Origin of the sequence: Microbacterium sp. (assembly GCF_040394595.1) — a bacterium.
GTDB lineage: Bacteria > Actinomycetota > Actinomycetes > Actinomycetales > Microbacteriaceae > Microbacterium.
Genome location: NZ_JBEBSA010000006.1, coordinates 103,165 through 119,480, shown reverse-complemented (window position 1 = coordinate 119,480; position 16,316 = coordinate 103,165). Strand labels below are relative to the sequence as shown.

Below are 16,316 nucleotides of genomic sequence, written 5' to 3'. Positions count from 1 at the left end.
AGGTGAGGGAATGAGCGATCCCATCCTCAGGGTGGAGGGCATCAGCAAGGGCTTCCCCGGAGTGCAGGCACTCAAGGACGTGCACCTCGAGGTACGCGCGGGCGAGGTGCTCGTCCTCGTCGGCGAGAACGGCGCCGGCAAGTCCACGCTGATGAAGATCCTGTCCGGGATCTACACCAAGGACGAGGGACGCATCCTCTTCGAAGGTCGGGAGGTCGAGCTCACCGGCCCGCTGCAGGCGCAGCAGCTGGGCATCACGATCATCCACCAGGAGATGAACCTCATGCCCGACCTCACGGTCGCGCAGAACATCTACATCGGCCGCGAGCCCCTCTCCGGAGGCCTGCTGTCCGAGCGCAAGCTCAACCGGCAGACCGCCGAGCTGCTGCAGCGGCTCGAGATCGACCTCGACCCCCGCCAGAAGGTCGGCGAGCTCACGGTCGCCAAGCAGCAGATGGTCGAGATCGCCAAGGCGCTGTCCTTCAACGCCAAGGTTCTCATCATGGACGAGCCGACCTCGGCGCTCACCGACAGCGAGGTCGAGGTGCTGTTCACCCTCATCGACCAGCTGCGCGCCAAGGGCACCGGCATCGTCTACATCTCGCACCGCATGGACGAGCTGCGCCGGCTGGCCGACCGCGTGACCGTGCTCCGCGACGGCACATACATCGGATCACTCGACAAGAACGAGATCAGCATCCCGAAGATCATCGAGATGATGGTCGGCCGTCAGATCGACGAGGGCACCCGCCCGACGGCCCGCGCCTTCGACGGGGAGCCCGTCGTCCTCGATGTGCAGGGCCTGTCCACGAAGTCGCTGCTGAAGGACGTGTCCTTCCAGCTGCGGCGCGGCGAGATCCTCGGCTTCGCGGGCCTGATGGGCGCGGGGCGCACCGAGACCGCGCGTGCGGTGATCGGCGCCGACCCGTCCGACGGCGGCGCCATCGCGATCGCCGGCAGGCCGGTGCGGATCCGTCAGCCCGAGGACGCGGTGAAGCACGGTGTCGGCTACCTCTCCGAGGACCGCAAGCTGCTCGGCCTCATGCTCGAGCAGGACGTCACCTTCAACACCGTCCTCGCCTCGCTCGGCTCCTACGCCAACGCGATCGGCTGGATGGGCGATCGCAAGGCCCGCAGCCAGACCAAGGAGTACGTCCAGCAGCTCCGGGTCAAGACGCCGTCGGTCGGGCAGGTCGTCAAGCTGCTCTCGGGCGGCAACCAGCAGAAGGTCGTCATCGCCCGCTGGCTGATGCGCGACTGCGACATCCTTATCTTCGACGAGCCGACGCGAGGGATCGACGTCGGCGCGAAGGAGGAGATCTACCGCCTGATGCAGCAGCTCGCCGACTCGGGCAAGTCCATCATCGTCATCTCGTCGGAGCTTCCCGAGATCCTGCGCGTCGCGAACCGGATCGCCGTGTTCGCGAACGGGCGGATCACCGGGACCCTCCCCAACGAGGAAGCAACGCAGGAGAAGATCATGCACCTCGCAGCCCACGGGGAGGAAGAGGAATGAGCACCCCAGAACAGTCCGGATCGACCACGACGGTCATCCAGCAGGCGGTCGCCGAGAACACCGAGAAGCGCGACGTCGGCGGGTTCGTCAAGCGCCAGCTGCAGCAGTCGCTGGCGTTCGGCACCCTGATCGTCCTCGTCGTGTTCTTCTCGATCGCGAACCCGGCGTTCATCCAGTGGAGCAACATCTCCACGGTGCTGCTGGCGACCGCGGTGATCGGCATCCTCGCCCTCGGCACGACCTTCGTGATCGTGACCGGCGGCATCGACCTGTCGATCGGCACCGGCATGGCGCTCTGCGCCGTGATGACCGGCGTGTTCGTCACCAAACTCGGCCTGCCGGTGTGGCTCGGCGTGATCGGCGGCATCGCCACCGGTGTGCTGATGGGCCTCGTCAACGGCCTGAACGTGACGATGCTGCGGCTGCCCCCGTTCATCGCCACCCTGGCGATGATGATGATCGCCGGCGGTCTCGCCCTGGTGATCTCGGGCGTCGCGCCGATCTACTTCGCCGCCGACAACGGCTTCCAGAAGATCGCGCTCGGCACCCTCATCCCGGGCCTGCCCAACGCCGTGCTCATCACCGCGATCCTCGCGATCGCCGCGTACCTGGTGCTGTCGAAGACGCTCCTCGGCCGCTACACCTTCGCGATCGGCTCGAACGAGGAGGCCACCCGCCTCTCCGGCGTGAACACCAAGCGCTGGACGATCTACATCTACATGTTCGCGGGCGCCTTCACCGGCATCGCGGGCGTGATCATCGCCTCCCGCCTCGGATCCGCGCAGCCGCAGATCGGCACCGGCTACGAGCTGCAGGCGATCGCGGCGGTCATCATCGGCGGCACCTCGCTGCTCGGCGGCCGCGGCACGATCCTCGGCACGGTCATCGGCGCGCTCATCATGAGCGTGCTGGTCAACGGCCTGCGGATCATGTCCATCCAGTCGGAGTGGCAGAACATCGTCGTCGGCATCGTGGTGCTGATCGCCGTGTTCTTCGACTCGCTGCGCAACCGCCAGCGCACCTGAGATCCTCGGGCGGCGGCAGACGTGCCCGACGTCGTCGCCCGAACGGCCCCGGCCGACCACGCGGAGCCATCCGCACGGGCACATCCCACCGGAATGTCCATCCACCGCGGGCCCTCGGGCCGGCAATCACAAACAACGGAGTTTCCATGAAATTCGGCAAGAAGACCGCATTCGCGGCCGTCGTCGCCGCGGCGGCCCTGGCCATCGCGGGATGCTCGAGCAACACCCCCGGCGGAGACGGCGGCAACGGCGGAGACGGCGGCGACAAGGGGACGATGAACATCGCCCTGGTGTCGAAGGGCTTCCAGCACCAGTTCTGGCAGGCCGTGAAGAAGGGCGCCGAGGACGAGGCGAAGACGCTGGGCGTCAACGTGACGTTCGAGGGCCCGGCCGCCGAGACCGAGGTGGACGCCCAGCTGCAGATGCTGCAGACCGCGATCAACAACAAGCCCGCCGCGATCGGCTACGCGGCGCTCGACCCGGAGGCGTGCGTCGCCCCGCTGCAGCAGGCGAAGGAGCAGAAGATCCCGGTGGTCTTCTTCGACGCCCCCTGCAACGGCGACACCGGCCTGAGCCTCGCGGCGACCGACAGCAAGGTCGCCGGGGCGCTCGCCGCCGAGCACATGGCGGAGCTGATCGGCAAGAAGGGCGAGGTCGCGATCGTCGGCCACTCGCAGATCAACTCGACGGGCGTCGAGCGTCGTGACGGCTTCGTCGACAAGATCAAGGCGGACTACCCGGACATCAAGATCGTCGACATCCAGTACGGTGACGGCGACCACCTGAAGTCGGCCGACATCGCGAAGGCGATGATCGCGGCGCACCCGAACCTCAAGGGCATCTACGGCACCAACGAGGGCTCGGCGATCGGCGTCGTGAACGCGGTCAAGGAGCTGAACGTCGAGAAGGGCAAGATCACCATCATCGGCTTCGACTCCGGTGAGGCGCAGATCAACGCGATCAAGGACGGCACCATGGCCGGCGCGATCACCCAGGACCCGATCGGCATCGGCAAGCGCACCGTGCAGTCGGCCGTCGCCGCCGCGAAGGGCGAGAAGCTGGACAAGTTCTACGACACCGGCTCGTACTGGTACGACAAGACCAACATCGACGACCCGAAGATCGCCGCGGTCCTCTACAAGTGACCTGATCCCGGATCGACGAAGGGCCCTCGCCTCGCGGCGGGGGCCCTTCGTCTGCGCCCGGAGGGGCGGGGCGCCGTCAGGCCGACGGCGTCAGCGCGAGCAGGCGCGCGGGCGTGCCGATGAGCATCCGGTCCACCGCGGCGTCGCCGAGCAGCGAGCGCAGCCGCGGCACGTAGCGGTCGCCGAGGTAGGCGAGCCCCGGCATCCCGCCGTAGGCGATGTACCTGGTGCGCCGGGCGACGTCGCCGCCGAGCACGATCCGGTCGCCGGCGCCGCGCTCCACCACCTCGGCGGTGAGCGCCAGCAGCTCGGCGTCGGAGCGGGTGCGCGGACGGGCGAAGCCGTCGTACCCGAGGTGCGCCCCGCGTGCGGCCAGTGAGACGTGCAGGCCGGGGTCGGGATCGCGGTCGGCGTGCGCGAGCACCACGCGATCGGATGCCACGCCCTCCTCCGCGAGCAGGTCGAGCACCTCGTGGGCGGCGGTGCAGAACTCGAGGTGCACCATGATGGGGGCTCCCGTCGCACGATGGGCCTCGGCGAGGGCGAGCAGCGTGGTGCGTTCGAACGGGCTGATCCGCCAATAGTCCGCTCCGCCCTTGAGGAGCCCGGCGCGCACGGGGGAGCCGTCGGGGGCCAGGGCGCGATCGCCCGCCGGGAAGGCGTCGTCCCGGGGCATCCCCGCGACGACCTCCGCGGCGAACTGCGCCGCGAGCTCGGCGACGCCGGCGGCGCGCGTCGGATGATCTGAGGCGTAGTGGGCCTCGCGATGGCGGCCCGCGGTCGCCACGATGTGCACGCCCGTCGCCGCGCTGATCCGCGCGACCGCCGCCGCGTCGCGACCGAGGCCCGACGGCGTGGCGTCCACCATCGCCTCGAACCCGCTCGCGGCGAGCAGCGCGGTCTCCGCACGCGAGGCGTCCTCGTCGTCCAGCTCGTCGCCGGGCAGCAGCGGCGACACCTGGAACAGGTGCTCGTGGTAGTCCACCCGGCCCAGCGAGGTCGGATCGACGTCGCCGAGCACCGTGCGGACGATGCCCGCCGGGGCGTCCATCAGCGCACCGACTCCGCGGCGGCGGCCAGCCGCTCGACGACCTCGGGGGTGAGGTCGAGCTCGAAGACGTCGGCGATCACCTGCGACCAGCCGTGGATGAAGTAGCGCCAGCCGTCGACGACCTGCAGCGCGTCCGCCGCCGCGCGGGCCTCCGCCTGGTGCAGGAACTCCAGCGACCCGCGGTAGTTGAACTCCCAGGCGTACCCGCCGGCGGGGAAGCGCACCGCGTCGGTGAGCGGCGAGCCAGGGCGGTCCTTGCCGAGCCCGGTGGCATTGGCCACGAGCGAGCCCGGGGCAGCCGCGGCCACGACCGCGTCGGCGTCCTCCGGGGTGGCGGTGAGCACGTACTCGATCAGCCCTTCGGGGGTGCCGTGCTGACGGTGCACCTCGCGCAGGTGGTCGAGCTCCGCCTGGCCGAGCGCCGTGACGACGATCCTTCGCGGCGTGTCCTCCCGCTCGGACAGGGCCCAGCTCAGTGCGGTGCCGGAGCCGCCGGCGCCGAGGATCACGACCTCCGATCCGGTGGCGGCGAAGTGCCCCGCGGGCAGGAAGTCGTTCAGCGCGAGGTCGACCGTGATCGGATCCTTCGCGCGGCCGATCAGCCGGCCTCCGCGTTTCGAGATGCTGGAGATCTCCGAACAGGAGACGGCGAACGGGTCGAGCTCGTCGAACAGGTCGGACGCCGCGGCGAAGACGTTCATCTTGTGCGTGGTGACCAGTGCGCCGCGGTGATGCGGATCGTCACGGATCTGCTCGACCATCGCGCGGTACTGCGCGGGTGCGGCGTCCATCGGCAGATCGTGGCCGACCAGGGTGCGGGTCGGCAGGCCGAGGATGTCGGCCCACAGCGGGAACACCGTCATGATCGACGACGACCCCGTGGTCACCCCCACGAAGCCCATGTGGTCGTCGGCGGCGGGTGTCTCGGTCATGGCGTCCTCCGGTCGGGTCAGCGGGTCACGGGATGCGCGGGAGCACCGCCGGACAGCACGGCGATGACGTCGTCGAGCGACATGCGCCCCATGTTGTCGACGGCCTGCGTGGTCTGCGCGCCGAGGTGCGGCGTCACGATCACCCGGTCCGCCAGGTCGTCCTCGAGCAGCGGGCTGCCGCCTCCTGCGGTGTCCCCGTCGAGCGTGTCCGCGGCGTAGGCGGAGAGCACGCGGTGCCGCAGGGCGTGCGACAGCGCGGACTCGTCGACGAGGTCGGGCCGGGCGGTGTTCACCAGCACGGTGCCGGGCCGGATGCCCCGCAGGCGATCCTCGTCGACCAGCCGCTGTCCGCCCGGAGCGTGCAGGGTGATCAGGTCCGCCGTACGGAACAGCTCGTCGAGGGGCATCGGCTCCGCCCCGGCGGCGCGGACGGCGTCATCGGCGAGGAACGGATCGGAGGCGAAGACGCGGGGCCCGAAGCCCCCCAGCCGCTTCGCCACCCCCTGCCCGATGCGGCCGAAGCCCACGATGCCGACGGTCGCCGCACCCAGCTCACGTCCGCGGCGCACGGCCCAGTCGCCGTCGCGCACCCGGCGATCGCCGTCGGGGATCGAGCGCAGGGCGGCGAGCATGAGCCCCACCGCGTGGTCCGCCACCGCGTCGGCGTTGGCGCCGGGGGTGTTCGTGACGAGGATGCCGCGCAGCTGCGCCGCCGCCACGTCGACGGCCTCGGTGCCGACGCCGTAGCGTGCGACGACCTTGAGCCTGGGGGCTGCGGCGAGGTGCGCGTCGGTGACGGGCCCGGTGCCGGCGATCCAGGCGTCGGAGCCGTGCAGCAGCGGTCGGAGCTCGCCGAGGTCGTGGTGCGCCGGGCCCCGCAGGATGCGATGCCCCGCGGTGTGGGCGCGGGCCATCAGGTCGAGGTCGCCGTCGGAGAAGGAGCGGCTCGTGACGAGGATGACGCCCATCAGCGGCCCCCGTCCGCGAACCAGGGCGCGAGCGCGGAGTACGCCGCGGAGAACCGTGCGTGACGTGCGGCGTACACGGCGCGACGGGCCGGATCGGGCGTGAACTCGGCGGTGACCTCGCTGAGCGCGCGGGCCGCGGAGAAGTCGGCGAGGCCGAGTCCCACGGCGGCGGTGACCGCGGCCCCCAGGCTGTTCGCCTCCTCGACGATGGTCCGTCGCCGCACCGGGACGCCCCAGACGTCGGCGAGGATGCCGAGCCAGGCGTCGCTCTGCGCGCCGCCGCCGACGGCGTCGATCCGGTCGATCACGGCCCCCGATTCGCGGAAGGCCTCGATGCAGGTGAGCAGGTTGAACGCGACGCCCTCCAGTACGGCGCGGACGAGGTGCGCGCGGGTGTGGTGGCGTCCGATGCCGACGAACGCGCCGCGGGCGTGCGGATCCCACAGCGGCGACCGCTCGCCGAGGAGGTAGGGCAGGAAGTAGAGGTCCTCGGTGTCGAGGTCGCCCGCCGCCTCCGCGGTGAGCCGCGAGGTCTCGGGGCGGGCGGGGTCGGGGGAGAGCGCCTCCGCGATCCACTGCACAGAGGCCCCGCCGGCCTGCATCGTCGCGGTGGGCACGAAGGATCCGGGCACGACGTTGTCGAAGGTCATGGTGCGCATCGCGGGATCGAGCAGCGGCGCATCCGCGGCGAAGGAGATCCACGAGGAGGTGCCGAGGCACACGTAGGCGCCGTCCTCCGGCGCGACGATCCCGGAGCCGACGGCGGCGAGCGGGCCGTCGCCGCCGCCCATCACCACGCGTACGCCGGTGTGCAGCCCGAGGGCCTGCGCCGCGGCATCCGTCAGCGACCCGGCGATCGCGGTGGAGTCGAGGATCTCGGGGAAAAGCGCCGGGTCGAGCCGCGCCGCCGCGAGAACCTCCTCCGACCAGGTCCCGGTGCGCTGGTCGTAGGCGTTCGTGCCGGAGGCGTCGGAGCGATCGGTCGCGAGACGCCCGGTGAGGCGCAGCACGATGAAATCCTTCGCCACGCACACCCGGCGCACGCGTGCCCAGGTGTCCGGCTCATTGTCGCGCACCCACATGATCTTCTCGAGGGAATAGGTGGGGTTGAGGCGGTGGCCGAGCACTTCATAGGCGTGCTCGGCGCCGAGCACCGCCTCGAGCTCGCGCTGCTGCGCGCCCGACCGGGTGTCCGCCCAGATGATCGCGGGACGGGCCGGCTCGCCGTCGGCGTCGAGCAGTACCGCGCCCATCATCTGGCCGCTCACCACCAGCCCGGCGACTGCGGCGGCGTCGGTCGCCGTGCGGTCGAGCAGCGTGCGGGTGGCCGAGACGACGGCGTCCCACCAGTCGGCGGGGTTCTGCTCCGCGATGCCGCCCGCGGCGAAGTGCGCCGGGTACGGGACCGTGACGGATGCCACGAGGCGACCGTCGTCGTGGTGCAGCGAGGCCTTGTCGCCGGTGGTGCCCAGATCGTGCGCGATGATCACAGCCGGAGCCTATTCCGCGTACGGACGCAGCTCGAAGCCGGACTCCGTGCGGAACGCGCGCGAGCCCATGCCGTGCTCGAGCACCCAGCCGTAGTCGTGGCCGGCGCCGCCGGGGTAGACCGCGAGGAAGGCGTACGGGTCGTCCCCGGTGTTGACCGAGCGGTGCGCCCAGCCCGGCGGGATGTAGCCGATGGTGCCCGGCAGCATGTCGAGCCATTCGGTGCGCTCGCCGTCGAACATGAGCAGGCCGCCGGTGCCCTTCAGCGCCAGGTAGATCTCACCCTGGTGGTTCGGATGCTGGTGCCCCTTGGTCATCCAGAGCTCGCCGCCCGTGGTGCCGGGGAGGATCGTGGTGATCGACTGCGGCAGCTCGCGGTCGACCTCGGGCACGGGGGAGCTGGTGACCGTGTAGACGACAGGATCGTCGCCGGCGGCGGATGCGGCCCAGGCGTCGCGGTCGCGGAACAGGCCCTCGAGGTCGGACATCCGGCGCGTGAGCGTGGGGCCCTCGGGGGAGAGGGTCAGGTTCTCGGCGTCGAAGGCGATCGCCATGGGCGCGAGCGGCGGGGTGTGGAACGAGGGCATCGCTGGTCTCCTGGATCGGGCGCCTCCGAACGGCACCTGTAATAACAAGTTAGCGTACCTGTTGTTACAGGTCGGAGTCCAGTGGGTGGGAGGGGTGGTCTGCGGGGACGTTCTGCATCCGCGGGGACGTTCTGCACCCGTTTTGGTGGATTTCGGGATGCGGAGTGTCAGGACGAGTGCGGATCGTCCGGGGTGTCGACGACGGCGCGGCGGGCGCGGTACGCGGCGACCGCGTTGCGGTTGGCGCAGGTCGTGGAGCAGTAGCGCTTCGAGCGGTTGCGGGAGAGGTCGAGGGCGATCGCCCCGCAGTCAGCGTCGGCGCACACGGTGATGCGGCTTCCCTCATCGGCGCGGATCACATCGATGAGGGCCATCGCGGTCTCCACCAGGATCCGCTCCGCAAGGGGCCGGTCGTCGGCGACGGCGTGCAGGTGCCAGTCGACATCGCCGTGGCGTGCGAGCCGCGGGGCCAGCGTCACGGCGGCGAGGGCATCGTTCACCCGCTCGGCCATCTCGTCGCGGGGGGCGAGCAGCATCGCGCGCAGGCGGGGGCGCATCGCGCGGAGAGCCTCCCGCTCCGCCGCGTCGCGATCGATCCGCCCGGTGTAGGGGTGTGCGGCGAGGAAGGCCTCGACGTCGGATGCCGAGACCAGCGTGTCCGGATCCTCGGCGCTGTTGGCGAGGAGCACGGCGGCGCGCAGGGCTTCTTCCGTGTCATCGGTGAAAAGCATGTTGACACCTTACACGACGCGAGGATACTGTCATCGATCATGAGCAGTATGGCCAGTGACATCCCCCGGCGCCCCGGCATCGGCGCCGGGCTGCTCGTGGCGATCGGCGCGGCATTCTCGTTCGGGATGTCGGGGGCCTGGGCGCGCGGCCTGATCGACGCCGGCTGGACTCCGGGGGCCGCGGTCACCGCCCGCGTCTGGGTCGCCGCGATCGTGCTGCTGATCCCGACCCTGATCGCCCTGCGCGGGCGCTGGGCGGCGGTGCGCCGGCACGCCGGCATGATCGTCGCCTACGGGCTCCTCGCGGTCACCGCGACGCAGCTCTGCTACTTCCAGGCGGTCGCCGTGATGGACGTGGGCATCGCCCTGCTCATCGAATACACCGCGCCGGTCGCCGTGGTGCTGTGGCTCTGGATGCGGCGCGGGGAGCGCCCGAGCGCACGCAGCATCCTCGGTGCGGTCGTGGCCTTCGCGGGTCTCGTCCTGATGCTCGACATCGTCACCGGGGCGCACGCGAACGTCGCGGGGATCCTCTGGGCGCTCGCCGCGATGGTCGGCGCCGCCACCTATTTCCTGCTGTCCGGGCGCGGCGACACGGGGCTGCCGCCGATCGCGCTCGCCGGTCTGGGCCTGCTGCTCGGCGCGATCGGCCTCACCGTCGCAGGCGCCGTGGGCGTGCTGCCGATGCGGTGGGCGTTCGGCGACGTGGCGTATCGGTTCGGCGCGGTGCCGTGGTTCGTGCCGGTGCTCGCGATCGGCGTGCTCGCCACGGCGCTCGCCTATGTGCTCGGGATCGCGTCGACTCGGATGCTGGGCTCGAGGCTCGCGTCGTTCGTGGCGCTCGCCGAGGTGGTGGCGGCGATGCTGTTCGGGTGGATGCTGCTCGGGCAGCTCCCGGACCTCCTGCAGGCGCTCGGCGGCGTGCTCGTGCTGATCGGGGTGATCGTCGTGAAGCTGGGCGAGCCCGCGGCGCCGGAGTTCGTCGAGCCCCTGCCCGAGCCGCTCTCGGACTCCGCGGTGTGAGCGTCGGTGTATACGAAAAGAGCATGATCTCCCCACGATGGGGCGCAGTGAGGCTTTTATGTATACACTAAAGGCATGCGTGCGAGTGATCGCGCCTACACGGCGCTGCTGGAGGAGATCCAGTCCGGTGCGCTCGCCGCCGGGGCCGTGCTCGGCGAGGTGGAGCAGGCCGACCGTCTCGGCGTGAGCCGCACCCCGTTGCGCGAGGCGCTGCGCCGCCTCGTCGCCGACGGGCTGGTCGTGCAGCAGTCGCCCCGGGTCACGGTGGTCGCCGACCTCGACGTGGACGACATCCGCGCGCTGTTCGAGATCCGCCGCGCGCTGGAGGAGACAACAGCCCGGCTGGCGGCCGTCCGCGGCGACGCCGCGCTGTTCGCCGCGCTGGCCGCCGAGTTCGCCGCAGTGGACCTGTCCGGCGACGCGGGGCGCGACGCCTACTACGCCCTCATCGCTCGTCTCGACGCCGCCCTCGACGCGGCGGTCGCCAACGACTACCTGTCCTCCGCTCTGCGCACCGTCCGCACCCACCTCGTGCGCGTGCGGCGGATGGCACGGGACAAGCCCGAGCGCCTGACCGCCTCCGCCGCCGAGCACCTCACGATCGCCGAGGCCCTCGCCGCCCGCGACGGCGACCTCGCGGCGCACGCCACCCACGTCCATCTGCACAATGCGCTGACCAGCATCCTCGCCTCGCTCGGCGACGGCGCGGTCCGCGTCGCCGCCCCCTGAGCCGCCGAGATCGAAGGAAACGCCATGACCGTCACCCATCACGTCCGCGTGTACCGCTCCGAAGAGGACCTGCCCCGCGAGGAGCAGCTGGCCTGGAAGATCGCCCAGGTCGCCGCCGACCAGGTCGAGGTCGAGCCCGAGGTGGTCGACATGATCATCAACCGGATCATCGACAACGCCTCGGTCGCGGCCGCCTCGCTCACCCGTGGGCCGATCAACGCCGCCCGCGCCCAGGCCTTCAGCCACCCGGTGTCGACCGGCGGCGCAGGGGCGACGGTCTTCGGCGCCGAACTCGACCACCGCACCAGCCCCGAGTGGGCCGCCTGGGCCAACGGCGTCGCCGTGCGCGAACTGGACTACCACGACACCTTCCTCGCCGCCGAGTACTCCCACCCTGGGGACAACATCCCGCCGATCCTCGCGGTCGCCCAGCACGCGGGCAAGGACGGCCGCGCGCTCGTGCGCGGCATCGCGACCGGGTACGAGATCCAGGTCGACCTGGTGAAGGCGATCTCCCTGCACAAGCACAAGATCGACCACGTCGCCCACCTCGGCCCGTCCGCGGCGGCCGGCATCGGCACCCTGCTCGGTCTTCCCGTCGAGACCATCTATCAGGCGATCGGCCAGGCGCTGCACACCACCACCGCCACGCGCCAGAGCCGCAAGGGCGAGATCTCCACCTGGAAGGCCCACGCACCCGCCTTCGCCGGGAAGATGGCGGTCGAGGCCGTCGACCGCGCCATGCGCGGGCAGACCTCCCCTTCGCCGATCTACGAGGGCGAGGACGGCGTGATCGCCTGGATGCTCGACGGCAAGGACGCCTCCTACGACGTGCCGCTGCCCGCGCCCGGCGAGGCCAAGCGGGCGATCCTCGACTCCTACACGAAGGAGCACTCGGCCGAGTATCAGGCGCAGGCCTGGATCGACCTCGCCCGCAAGCTGCACAACGAGCGTCCCGAGCTCGCCGATCCGGCGAACATCGCGGGCATCGTGCTGCACACCTCGCACCACACGCACTACGTGATCGGCTCGGGGGCGAACGACCCGCAGAAGTACGACCCGGCCGCCAGCCGTGAGACGCTCGACCACTCGATCCCCTACATCTTCGCGGTCGCCCTGCAGGACGGCGCGTGGCACCACGTCGACTCCTACGCCCCCGAGCGCGCCGCCCGCCCCGACACCGTGGCGCTGTGGCACAAGGTCACCACCCTCGAGGACCCGGAGTGGACACGCCGCTACCACTCGAACGACATCGCCGAGAAGGCGTTCGGCGGCCGCGTGGAGATCACGCTCACCGACGGCTCGAAGGTCGTCGACGAGATCGCCGTCGCGGATGCCCACCCGCTCGGCGCGCGTCCGTTCGCTCGCGAGAACTACGTCGCGAAGTTCCGGATGCTGGCCGAGCCGGTGCTCGAGCCCGCCGAGGTCGAGCGGTTCCTCGACCTGGTGCAGCGCCTGCCCGAGCTGACCGCCGCCGAGGTGGCCGAGCTCTCCATCATCGCGAAGCCGGGTCTGCTCGAGGCCGCCCCGGCCCCGGCCGGACTCTTCTGACACATCCCGGTCGTCGAGCGAGCTCCTTCGCCGCCCGCTCGACGACCGGGGCCAGACCCGAGGAGGATCTGATGCTGTACTCCACCACTCCCGCGCACGAGAAGCGCCGTCTGTTCCGCGAGCGGCTGGCCTCGGGCGAGCTGCTGCGCTTCCCCGGCGCCTTCAACCCGCTCTCCGCACGGCTCATCGAGCGCAAGGGCTTCGACGGCGTCTACATCTCCGGCGCCGTGCTCTCGGCCGACCTCGGCCTGCCCGACATCGGCCTGACGACGCTCTCCGAGGTCGCCGGCCGCGGCGGGCAGATCGCCCGGATGACCGACCTCCCGGCGATCATCGACGCGGACACCGGATTCGGCGAGCCGATGAACGTCGCCCGCACGATCCAGACGCTCGAGGACGCGGGCCTTGCCGGCACCCATATCGAGGACCAGATCAACCCGAAGCGCTGCGGCCATCTCGATGGGAAGAGCGTCGTCGACGAGGACACCGCCGCCAAGCGGATCCGCGCGGCGGTCGACGCACGCCGCGACCCGAACTTCCTCATCATGGCGCGCACCGACATCCGCGCGGTCGAGGGGCTGGACGCGGCGGTCGACCGCGCCAAGGCGCTGGTGGATGCCGGGGCCGACGCGATCTTCCCGGAGGCCATGCGCACGCTGGAGGAGTTCGCGGCGATGCGCGCGGCGCTCGACGTGCCGATCCTCGCGAACATGACGGAGTTCGGCAAGAGCGACCTGTTCACGACCGATCAGCTGCGCGACGTCGGGGTGAACATGGTCATCTGGCCGGTCTCGTTGCTGCGCATGGCGATGGGCGCCGCCGACCGGGCGCTCGACACCCTCCTCGACGAGGGCGGCCTCACCTCCCGCCTCGGGGAGATGCAGCACCGCGCCGACCTGTACGACCTGCTCGACTACGAGCAGTACAACCATTTCGATCAGGGCGTCTTCAACTTCACCGTCGGGCGCTGATCCCGCCGCGGCCCGGAGCCCGTCACATGCGAAGGAGCACGATATGACCGATTCTGGCATCAGGAAGGGTCTTGCGGGGGTGGTCGTCGATAGCACGGCGATCTCGAAGGTGAGTCCGGAGACGAACAGTCTGTTGTATCGGGGGTATCCGGTGCAGGAGCTCGCGGCGACGCAGTCGTTCGAGGCGGTGGCGTATCTGCTCTGGCATGGTGAGTTGCCTGACGCGGCGCAGCTTGCGGGGTTGCGTGCGATGGAGCGTGCGCATCGGGTCCTGGCTTCGGAGGTGCGCGCGGTGATCGATCTGTTGCCCCTGGACGCGCATCCGATGGATGAGGTGCGCACGGCGGTGAGTGTGATCGGTGCCTCCGATCTGTCCGGTTCGGGTTCGGTGCTCGATGCGGCGGGGTCGCCGGAGGAGAACCTCGCGCGCAGTATCCGGTTGTTCGCCGTTCTTCCTGCGATCGTGGCGTATGGGCAGCGGCGGCGGCGGGGGCAGGAGTTGGTGGCTCCGCGGGATGATCTCGGTTATGCGGCGAATTTCTTGTGGATGACGTTCGGGGAGTTGGCGGATCCGGTGGTGGTGGATGCGTTCAATCGGTCGATGATCCTGTATGCGGAGCATTCGTTCAATGCGTCGACGTTCACGGCGCGGGTGATCACTTCGACGCTGAGTGATCTCTATTCGGCGGTGGTGGGGGCGATCGGTGCGTTGAAGGGTCCGTTGCATGGTGGTGCTAACGAGGCCGTGCTGCATATCTTCGACGAGATCGGGTCGGCCGACCGTGTGGAGGGGTGGCTGGATGACGCTCTGGCGAACAAGCGGAAGATCATGGGTTTCGGGCATCGCGTGTATAAGCGGGGGGACTCGCGGGTGCCCACGATGAAGGCGGCCCTCGACACCCTCGTCGCCCACTACGACCGCCCCGAGGTCGCGGAGCTGTACTCCGCCCTGGAGGATGGGTTCGTCGCGCGTAAGGGGATCTACCCGAACCTCGACTACCCGTCGGGCCCGGCCTATAACCTGATCGGTTTCGATACCGTCACTTTCACGCCGTTGTTCATCGCCTCGCGTGTGACCGGCTGGACCGCGCACGTGATGGAGCAGCTCGGCGCGAACTCCCTCATCCGACCGCTGTCGGCCTACGACGGCGTGCCGGAGCGACACGTCGCCGGCTACGTGGCCGGCGCGGACGAGCTCTCGACCGCCGACCGCGCGGAGGAGCAGGCCTGACCCGAGACGGCGGGGCCCGGGTGCTTCGCGCACCCGGGCCCCGCCGGTCCTCGTCTCCTTCTCAGCGGGCGCGGGCGAGCACCGCGCGGGCGTGCCGCAGCACGGGCTCGTCGACCATCCGCCCGTCGAGGGCGAAGACGCCGCGCTCTCCGCGGGCCGCGTCGATCACGCGCGACGCCCAGGCGACCTCCTCGTCCGAGGGGCGGTAGGCGGCGCGCACGACCTCGACCTGCGAGGGATGGATGCAGGCGGTCGCCGCGAATCCGGAGGCCACGGCGTCGGACGCCTCGGCCCGCAGCCCGTCGACGTCGGCGATGTCGAGGTGCACGGCGTCGATCGCCGCGGCTCCGTACGCGCCGCAGGCGAGCAGCACCCGGCTGCGCGCCGCGCGGGCGACATCGCGGTAGCGGCCGTCGGGGAACCTGCTCGAGGAGCCGCCGAGGCTCGCCACGAGGTCTTCGGCGCCCCACATCAGCGCGACGACGCGATCGAGACGCGCGAGCTGCTCCGCCTCCGCCACGCCCCGGGCCGTCTCGCAGAGTGCGATGATCTCGTAGCCGGAGGGCAGGGCGGCGATCGCCGGGGTGCTCTCCGACTTCGCGACCATCAGGGTGCGGAACGGGGTGCCCGCGACGGCGTCCAGATCGCGGGCGTGGTCGGCGGTGCCGATCGGGTTCACCCGGACGATCACGCGGTCCGGGTCGAGTGCCGCGGTGTTCGCCGCGTCGCCGAGCGCCGCGCGGGCGGCCTCCTTGGCGTCGGGCGCGACGGCGTCCTCGAGGTCGATGATCACGGCGTCGGAGCGCTCGGCGGCCTTCGCATACCGCTCGGGACGGTCGGCCGGGCAGAACAGCAGCGCCGGGCCGAGCCCGAACGCGGTCACGACGCGCTCCCCGGGCTCATCCGCATCAGCGCCGTGCGCGTGGCCCGTGCGACGATCACGCCCTCCTGGTTGCGCCCGGTGTGCGACATCACCACGATGCCCTGACCCGGTCGCGACTTCGAGGCGCGCTTCGAGACGACGACGGTCTCGACGGACAGGGTGTCGCCGGCGAAGAGCGGATGCGGGAACTCGATCTCCCCGAGTCCGAGCTGTGCGATCAGCGTGCCCTGCGTGAGGTGCCCGACCGAGAGGCCGACCATGGTCGAGAGCGTCCACATCGAGTTGATCAGCGGCCGCCCGAACTCGGTCGCGGCGGCGAAGGCGGCGTCCACGTGCAGGGCCTGCTGGTTCATCGTGAGGGCGCTGAACAGCGTGTTGTCCGCATCCGAGACCGTGCGGCCCGGGGTGTGCACGTAGCGCACCCCCTCCTGCAGCTCGTCGTAGTAGAGGCCGCGCTGGGTGACGACGGGCTCCTCTCCGGGCAT

General features: G+C 70.7%; 16 protein-coding genes. 8 read left to right on the top strand and 8 right to left on the bottom strand.

Features of this window, described 5'->3' with window-relative positions:
• Positions 1 to 10: 10 nt before the first annotated feature.
• The 3 genes from ABWO84_RS09265 to ABWO84_RS09255 all read left to right on the top strand — a co-directional run bounded on the left by ABWO84_RS09265 (position 11) and on the right by ABWO84_RS09255 (position 3,686).
• Positions 11 to 1,516, top strand: a complete 1,506-nt coding sequence (locus tag ABWO84_RS09265) for a sugar ABC transporter ATP-binding protein (RefSeq protein WP_353114240.1) — start codon at positions 11 to 13, stop codon at positions 1,514 to 1,516.
• Positions 1,513 to 2,541, top strand: a complete 1,029-nt coding sequence (locus tag ABWO84_RS09260; protein WP_353114239.1) for an ABC transporter permease — start codon at positions 1,513 to 1,515, stop codon at positions 2,539 to 2,541. Before ABWO84_RS09265 ends, ABWO84_RS09260 begins: the two co-directional genes overlap by 4 nt.
• 146 nt (positions 2,542 to 2,687) lie before the next feature.
• The gene (locus ABWO84_RS09255; RefSeq protein ID WP_353114238.1) at positions 2,688 to 3,686 is read left to right on the top strand and encodes an ABC transporter substrate-binding protein; all 999 of its coding nucleotides are present in this window, start codon (positions 2,688 to 2,690) and stop codon (positions 3,684 to 3,686) included.
• A gap of 76 nt (positions 3,687 to 3,762) precedes the next feature.
• On the opposite strand, the gene ABWO84_RS09250 is transcribed toward ABWO84_RS09255, so the two are convergent.
• From ABWO84_RS09250 to ABWO84_RS09225, 6 genes are all read right to left on the bottom strand, one after another.
• Positions 3,763 to 4,737 carry a phosphotriesterase family protein gene (locus ABWO84_RS09250; RefSeq protein WP_353114237.1) on the bottom strand — a complete coding sequence of 325 codons (975 nt, stop codon included), beginning with the start codon at positions 4,735 to 4,737 and terminating at the stop codon, positions 3,763 to 3,765.
• The gene (locus ABWO84_RS09245; protein WP_353114236.1) at positions 4,737 to 5,669 is read right to left on the bottom strand and encodes a shikimate dehydrogenase; all 933 of its coding nucleotides are present in this window, start codon (positions 5,667 to 5,669) and stop codon (positions 4,737 to 4,739) included. The genes ABWO84_RS09250 and ABWO84_RS09245 overlap by 1 nt, the downstream gene beginning before the upstream one ends.
• 17 nt (positions 5,670 to 5,686) lie before the next feature.
• Positions 5,687 to 6,637 carry an NAD(P)-dependent oxidoreductase gene (locus ABWO84_RS09240; protein WP_353114235.1) on the bottom strand — a complete coding sequence of 317 codons (951 nt, stop codon included), beginning with the start codon at positions 6,635 to 6,637 and terminating at the stop codon, positions 5,687 to 5,689.
• On the bottom strand, positions 6,637 to 8,127 hold the full coding sequence (gene xylB / locus ABWO84_RS09235; protein WP_353114234.1) for a xylulokinase: 1,491 nt from the start codon (positions 8,125 to 8,127) through the stop codon (positions 6,637 to 6,639). The genes ABWO84_RS09240 and xylB overlap by 1 nt, the downstream gene beginning before the upstream one ends.
• A gap of 9 nt (positions 8,128 to 8,136) precedes the next feature.
• On the bottom strand, positions 8,137 to 8,712 hold the full coding sequence (locus ABWO84_RS09230; protein ID WP_353114233.1) for a glucose-6-phosphate isomerase family protein: 576 nt from the start codon (positions 8,710 to 8,712) through the stop codon (positions 8,137 to 8,139).
• A 167-nt stretch (positions 8,713 to 8,879) separates the two neighbouring features.
• Positions 8,880 to 9,443 carry a CGNR zinc finger domain-containing protein gene (locus tag ABWO84_RS09225; protein WP_353114232.1) on the bottom strand — a complete coding sequence of 188 codons (564 nt, stop codon included), beginning with the start codon at positions 9,441 to 9,443 and terminating at the stop codon, positions 8,880 to 8,882.
• A 48-nt stretch (positions 9,444 to 9,491) separates the two neighbouring features.
• Between ABWO84_RS09225 and ABWO84_RS09220 the strand changes: the two genes are divergently transcribed.
• The 5 genes from ABWO84_RS09220 to ABWO84_RS09200 all read left to right on the top strand — a co-directional run bounded on the left by ABWO84_RS09220 (position 9,492) and on the right by ABWO84_RS09200 (position 14,948).
• On the top strand, positions 9,492 to 10,466 hold the full coding sequence (locus ABWO84_RS09220; protein ID WP_353114231.1) for an EamA family transporter: 975 nt from the start codon (positions 9,492 to 9,494) through the stop codon (positions 10,464 to 10,466).
• Positions 10,467 to 10,541: 75 nt separating this feature from the next.
• Complete coding sequence (locus ABWO84_RS09215; RefSeq protein WP_353114230.1) at positions 10,542 to 11,195, top strand: GntR family transcriptional regulator; 654 nt, start codon at positions 10,542 to 10,544, stop codon at positions 11,193 to 11,195.
• A gap of 24 nt (positions 11,196 to 11,219) precedes the next feature.
• Positions 11,220 to 12,746, top strand: a complete 1,527-nt coding sequence (locus ABWO84_RS09210; protein WP_353114229.1) for an MmgE/PrpD family protein — start codon at positions 11,220 to 11,222, stop codon at positions 12,744 to 12,746.
• Positions 12,747 to 12,817: 71 nt separating this feature from the next.
• The gene (gene prpB, locus ABWO84_RS09205; protein WP_353114228.1) at positions 12,818 to 13,717 is read left to right on the top strand and encodes a methylisocitrate lyase; all 900 of its coding nucleotides are present in this window, start codon (positions 12,818 to 12,820) and stop codon (positions 13,715 to 13,717) included.
• Between the two features lie 43 nt (positions 13,718 to 13,760).
• Positions 13,761 to 14,948 carry a bifunctional 2-methylcitrate synthase/citrate synthase gene (locus ABWO84_RS09200; RefSeq protein WP_353114227.1) on the top strand — a complete coding sequence of 396 codons (1,188 nt, stop codon included), beginning with the start codon at positions 13,761 to 13,763 and terminating at the stop codon, positions 14,946 to 14,948.
• Between the two features lie 61 nt (positions 14,949 to 15,009).
• On the opposite strand, the gene ABWO84_RS09195 is transcribed toward ABWO84_RS09200, so the two are convergent.
• A complete protein-coding gene (locus ABWO84_RS09195) occupies positions 15,010 to 15,831 on the bottom strand; it encodes an HpcH/HpaI aldolase/citrate lyase family protein (protein WP_353114226.1) in 822 nt (273 codons plus the stop codon).
• Entirely contained in the window at positions 15,828 to 16,316 is a 489-nt protein-coding gene (locus ABWO84_RS09190; RefSeq protein WP_353114261.1) for a MaoC family dehydratase, read from the bottom strand. Before ABWO84_RS09190 ends, ABWO84_RS09195 begins: the two co-directional genes overlap by 4 nt.

Coding starts and splice junctions, on each gene's coding strand:
- ABWO84_RS09215 (WP_353114230.1), top strand. CDS start 10,542: ATGCGTGCGAGTGATCGCGCCTACACGGCGCTGCTGGAGGAGATCCAG.
- ABWO84_RS09245 (WP_353114236.1), bottom strand. CDS start 5,669: ATGACCGAGACACCCGCCGCCGACGACCACATGGGCTTCGTGGGGGTG.
- ABWO84_RS09220 (WP_353114231.1), top strand. CDS start 9,492: ATGGCCAGTGACATCCCCCGGCGCCCCGGCATCGGCGCCGGGCTGCTC.
- ABWO84_RS09250 (WP_353114237.1), bottom strand. CDS start 4,737: ATGGACGCCCCGGCGGGCATCGTCCGCACGGTGCTCGGCGACGTCGAT.
- ABWO84_RS09255 (WP_353114238.1), top strand. CDS start 2,688: ATGAAATTCGGCAAGAAGACCGCATTCGCGGCCGTCGTCGCCGCGGCG.
- ABWO84_RS09190 (WP_353114261.1), bottom strand. CDS start 16,316: ATGCCCGGAGAGGAGCCCGTCGTCACCCAGCGCGGCCTCTACTACGAC.
- ABWO84_RS09265 (WP_353114240.1), top strand. CDS start 11: ATGAGCGATCCCATCCTCAGGGTGGAGGGCATCAGCAAGGGCTTCCCC.
- ABWO84_RS09225 (WP_353114232.1), bottom strand. CDS start 9,443: ATGCTTTTCACCGATGACACGGAAGAAGCCCTGCGCGCCGCCGTGCTC.
- prpB (WP_353114228.1), top strand. CDS start 12,818: ATGCTGTACTCCACCACTCCCGCGCACGAGAAGCGCCGTCTGTTCCGC.
- ABWO84_RS09260 (WP_353114239.1), top strand. CDS start 1,513: ATGAGCACCCCAGAACAGTCCGGATCGACCACGACGGTCATCCAGCAG.
- ABWO84_RS09240 (WP_353114235.1), bottom strand. CDS start 6,637: ATGGGCGTCATCCTCGTCACGAGCCGCTCCTTCTCCGACGGCGACCTC.
- ABWO84_RS09230 (WP_353114233.1), bottom strand. CDS start 8,712: ATGCCCTCGTTCCACACCCCGCCGCTCGCGCCCATGGCGATCGCCTTC.
- ABWO84_RS09210 (WP_353114229.1), top strand. CDS start 11,220: ATGACCGTCACCCATCACGTCCGCGTGTACCGCTCCGAAGAGGACCTG.
- ABWO84_RS09200 (WP_353114227.1), top strand. CDS start 13,761: ATGACCGATTCTGGCATCAGGAAGGGTCTTGCGGGGGTGGTCGTCGAT.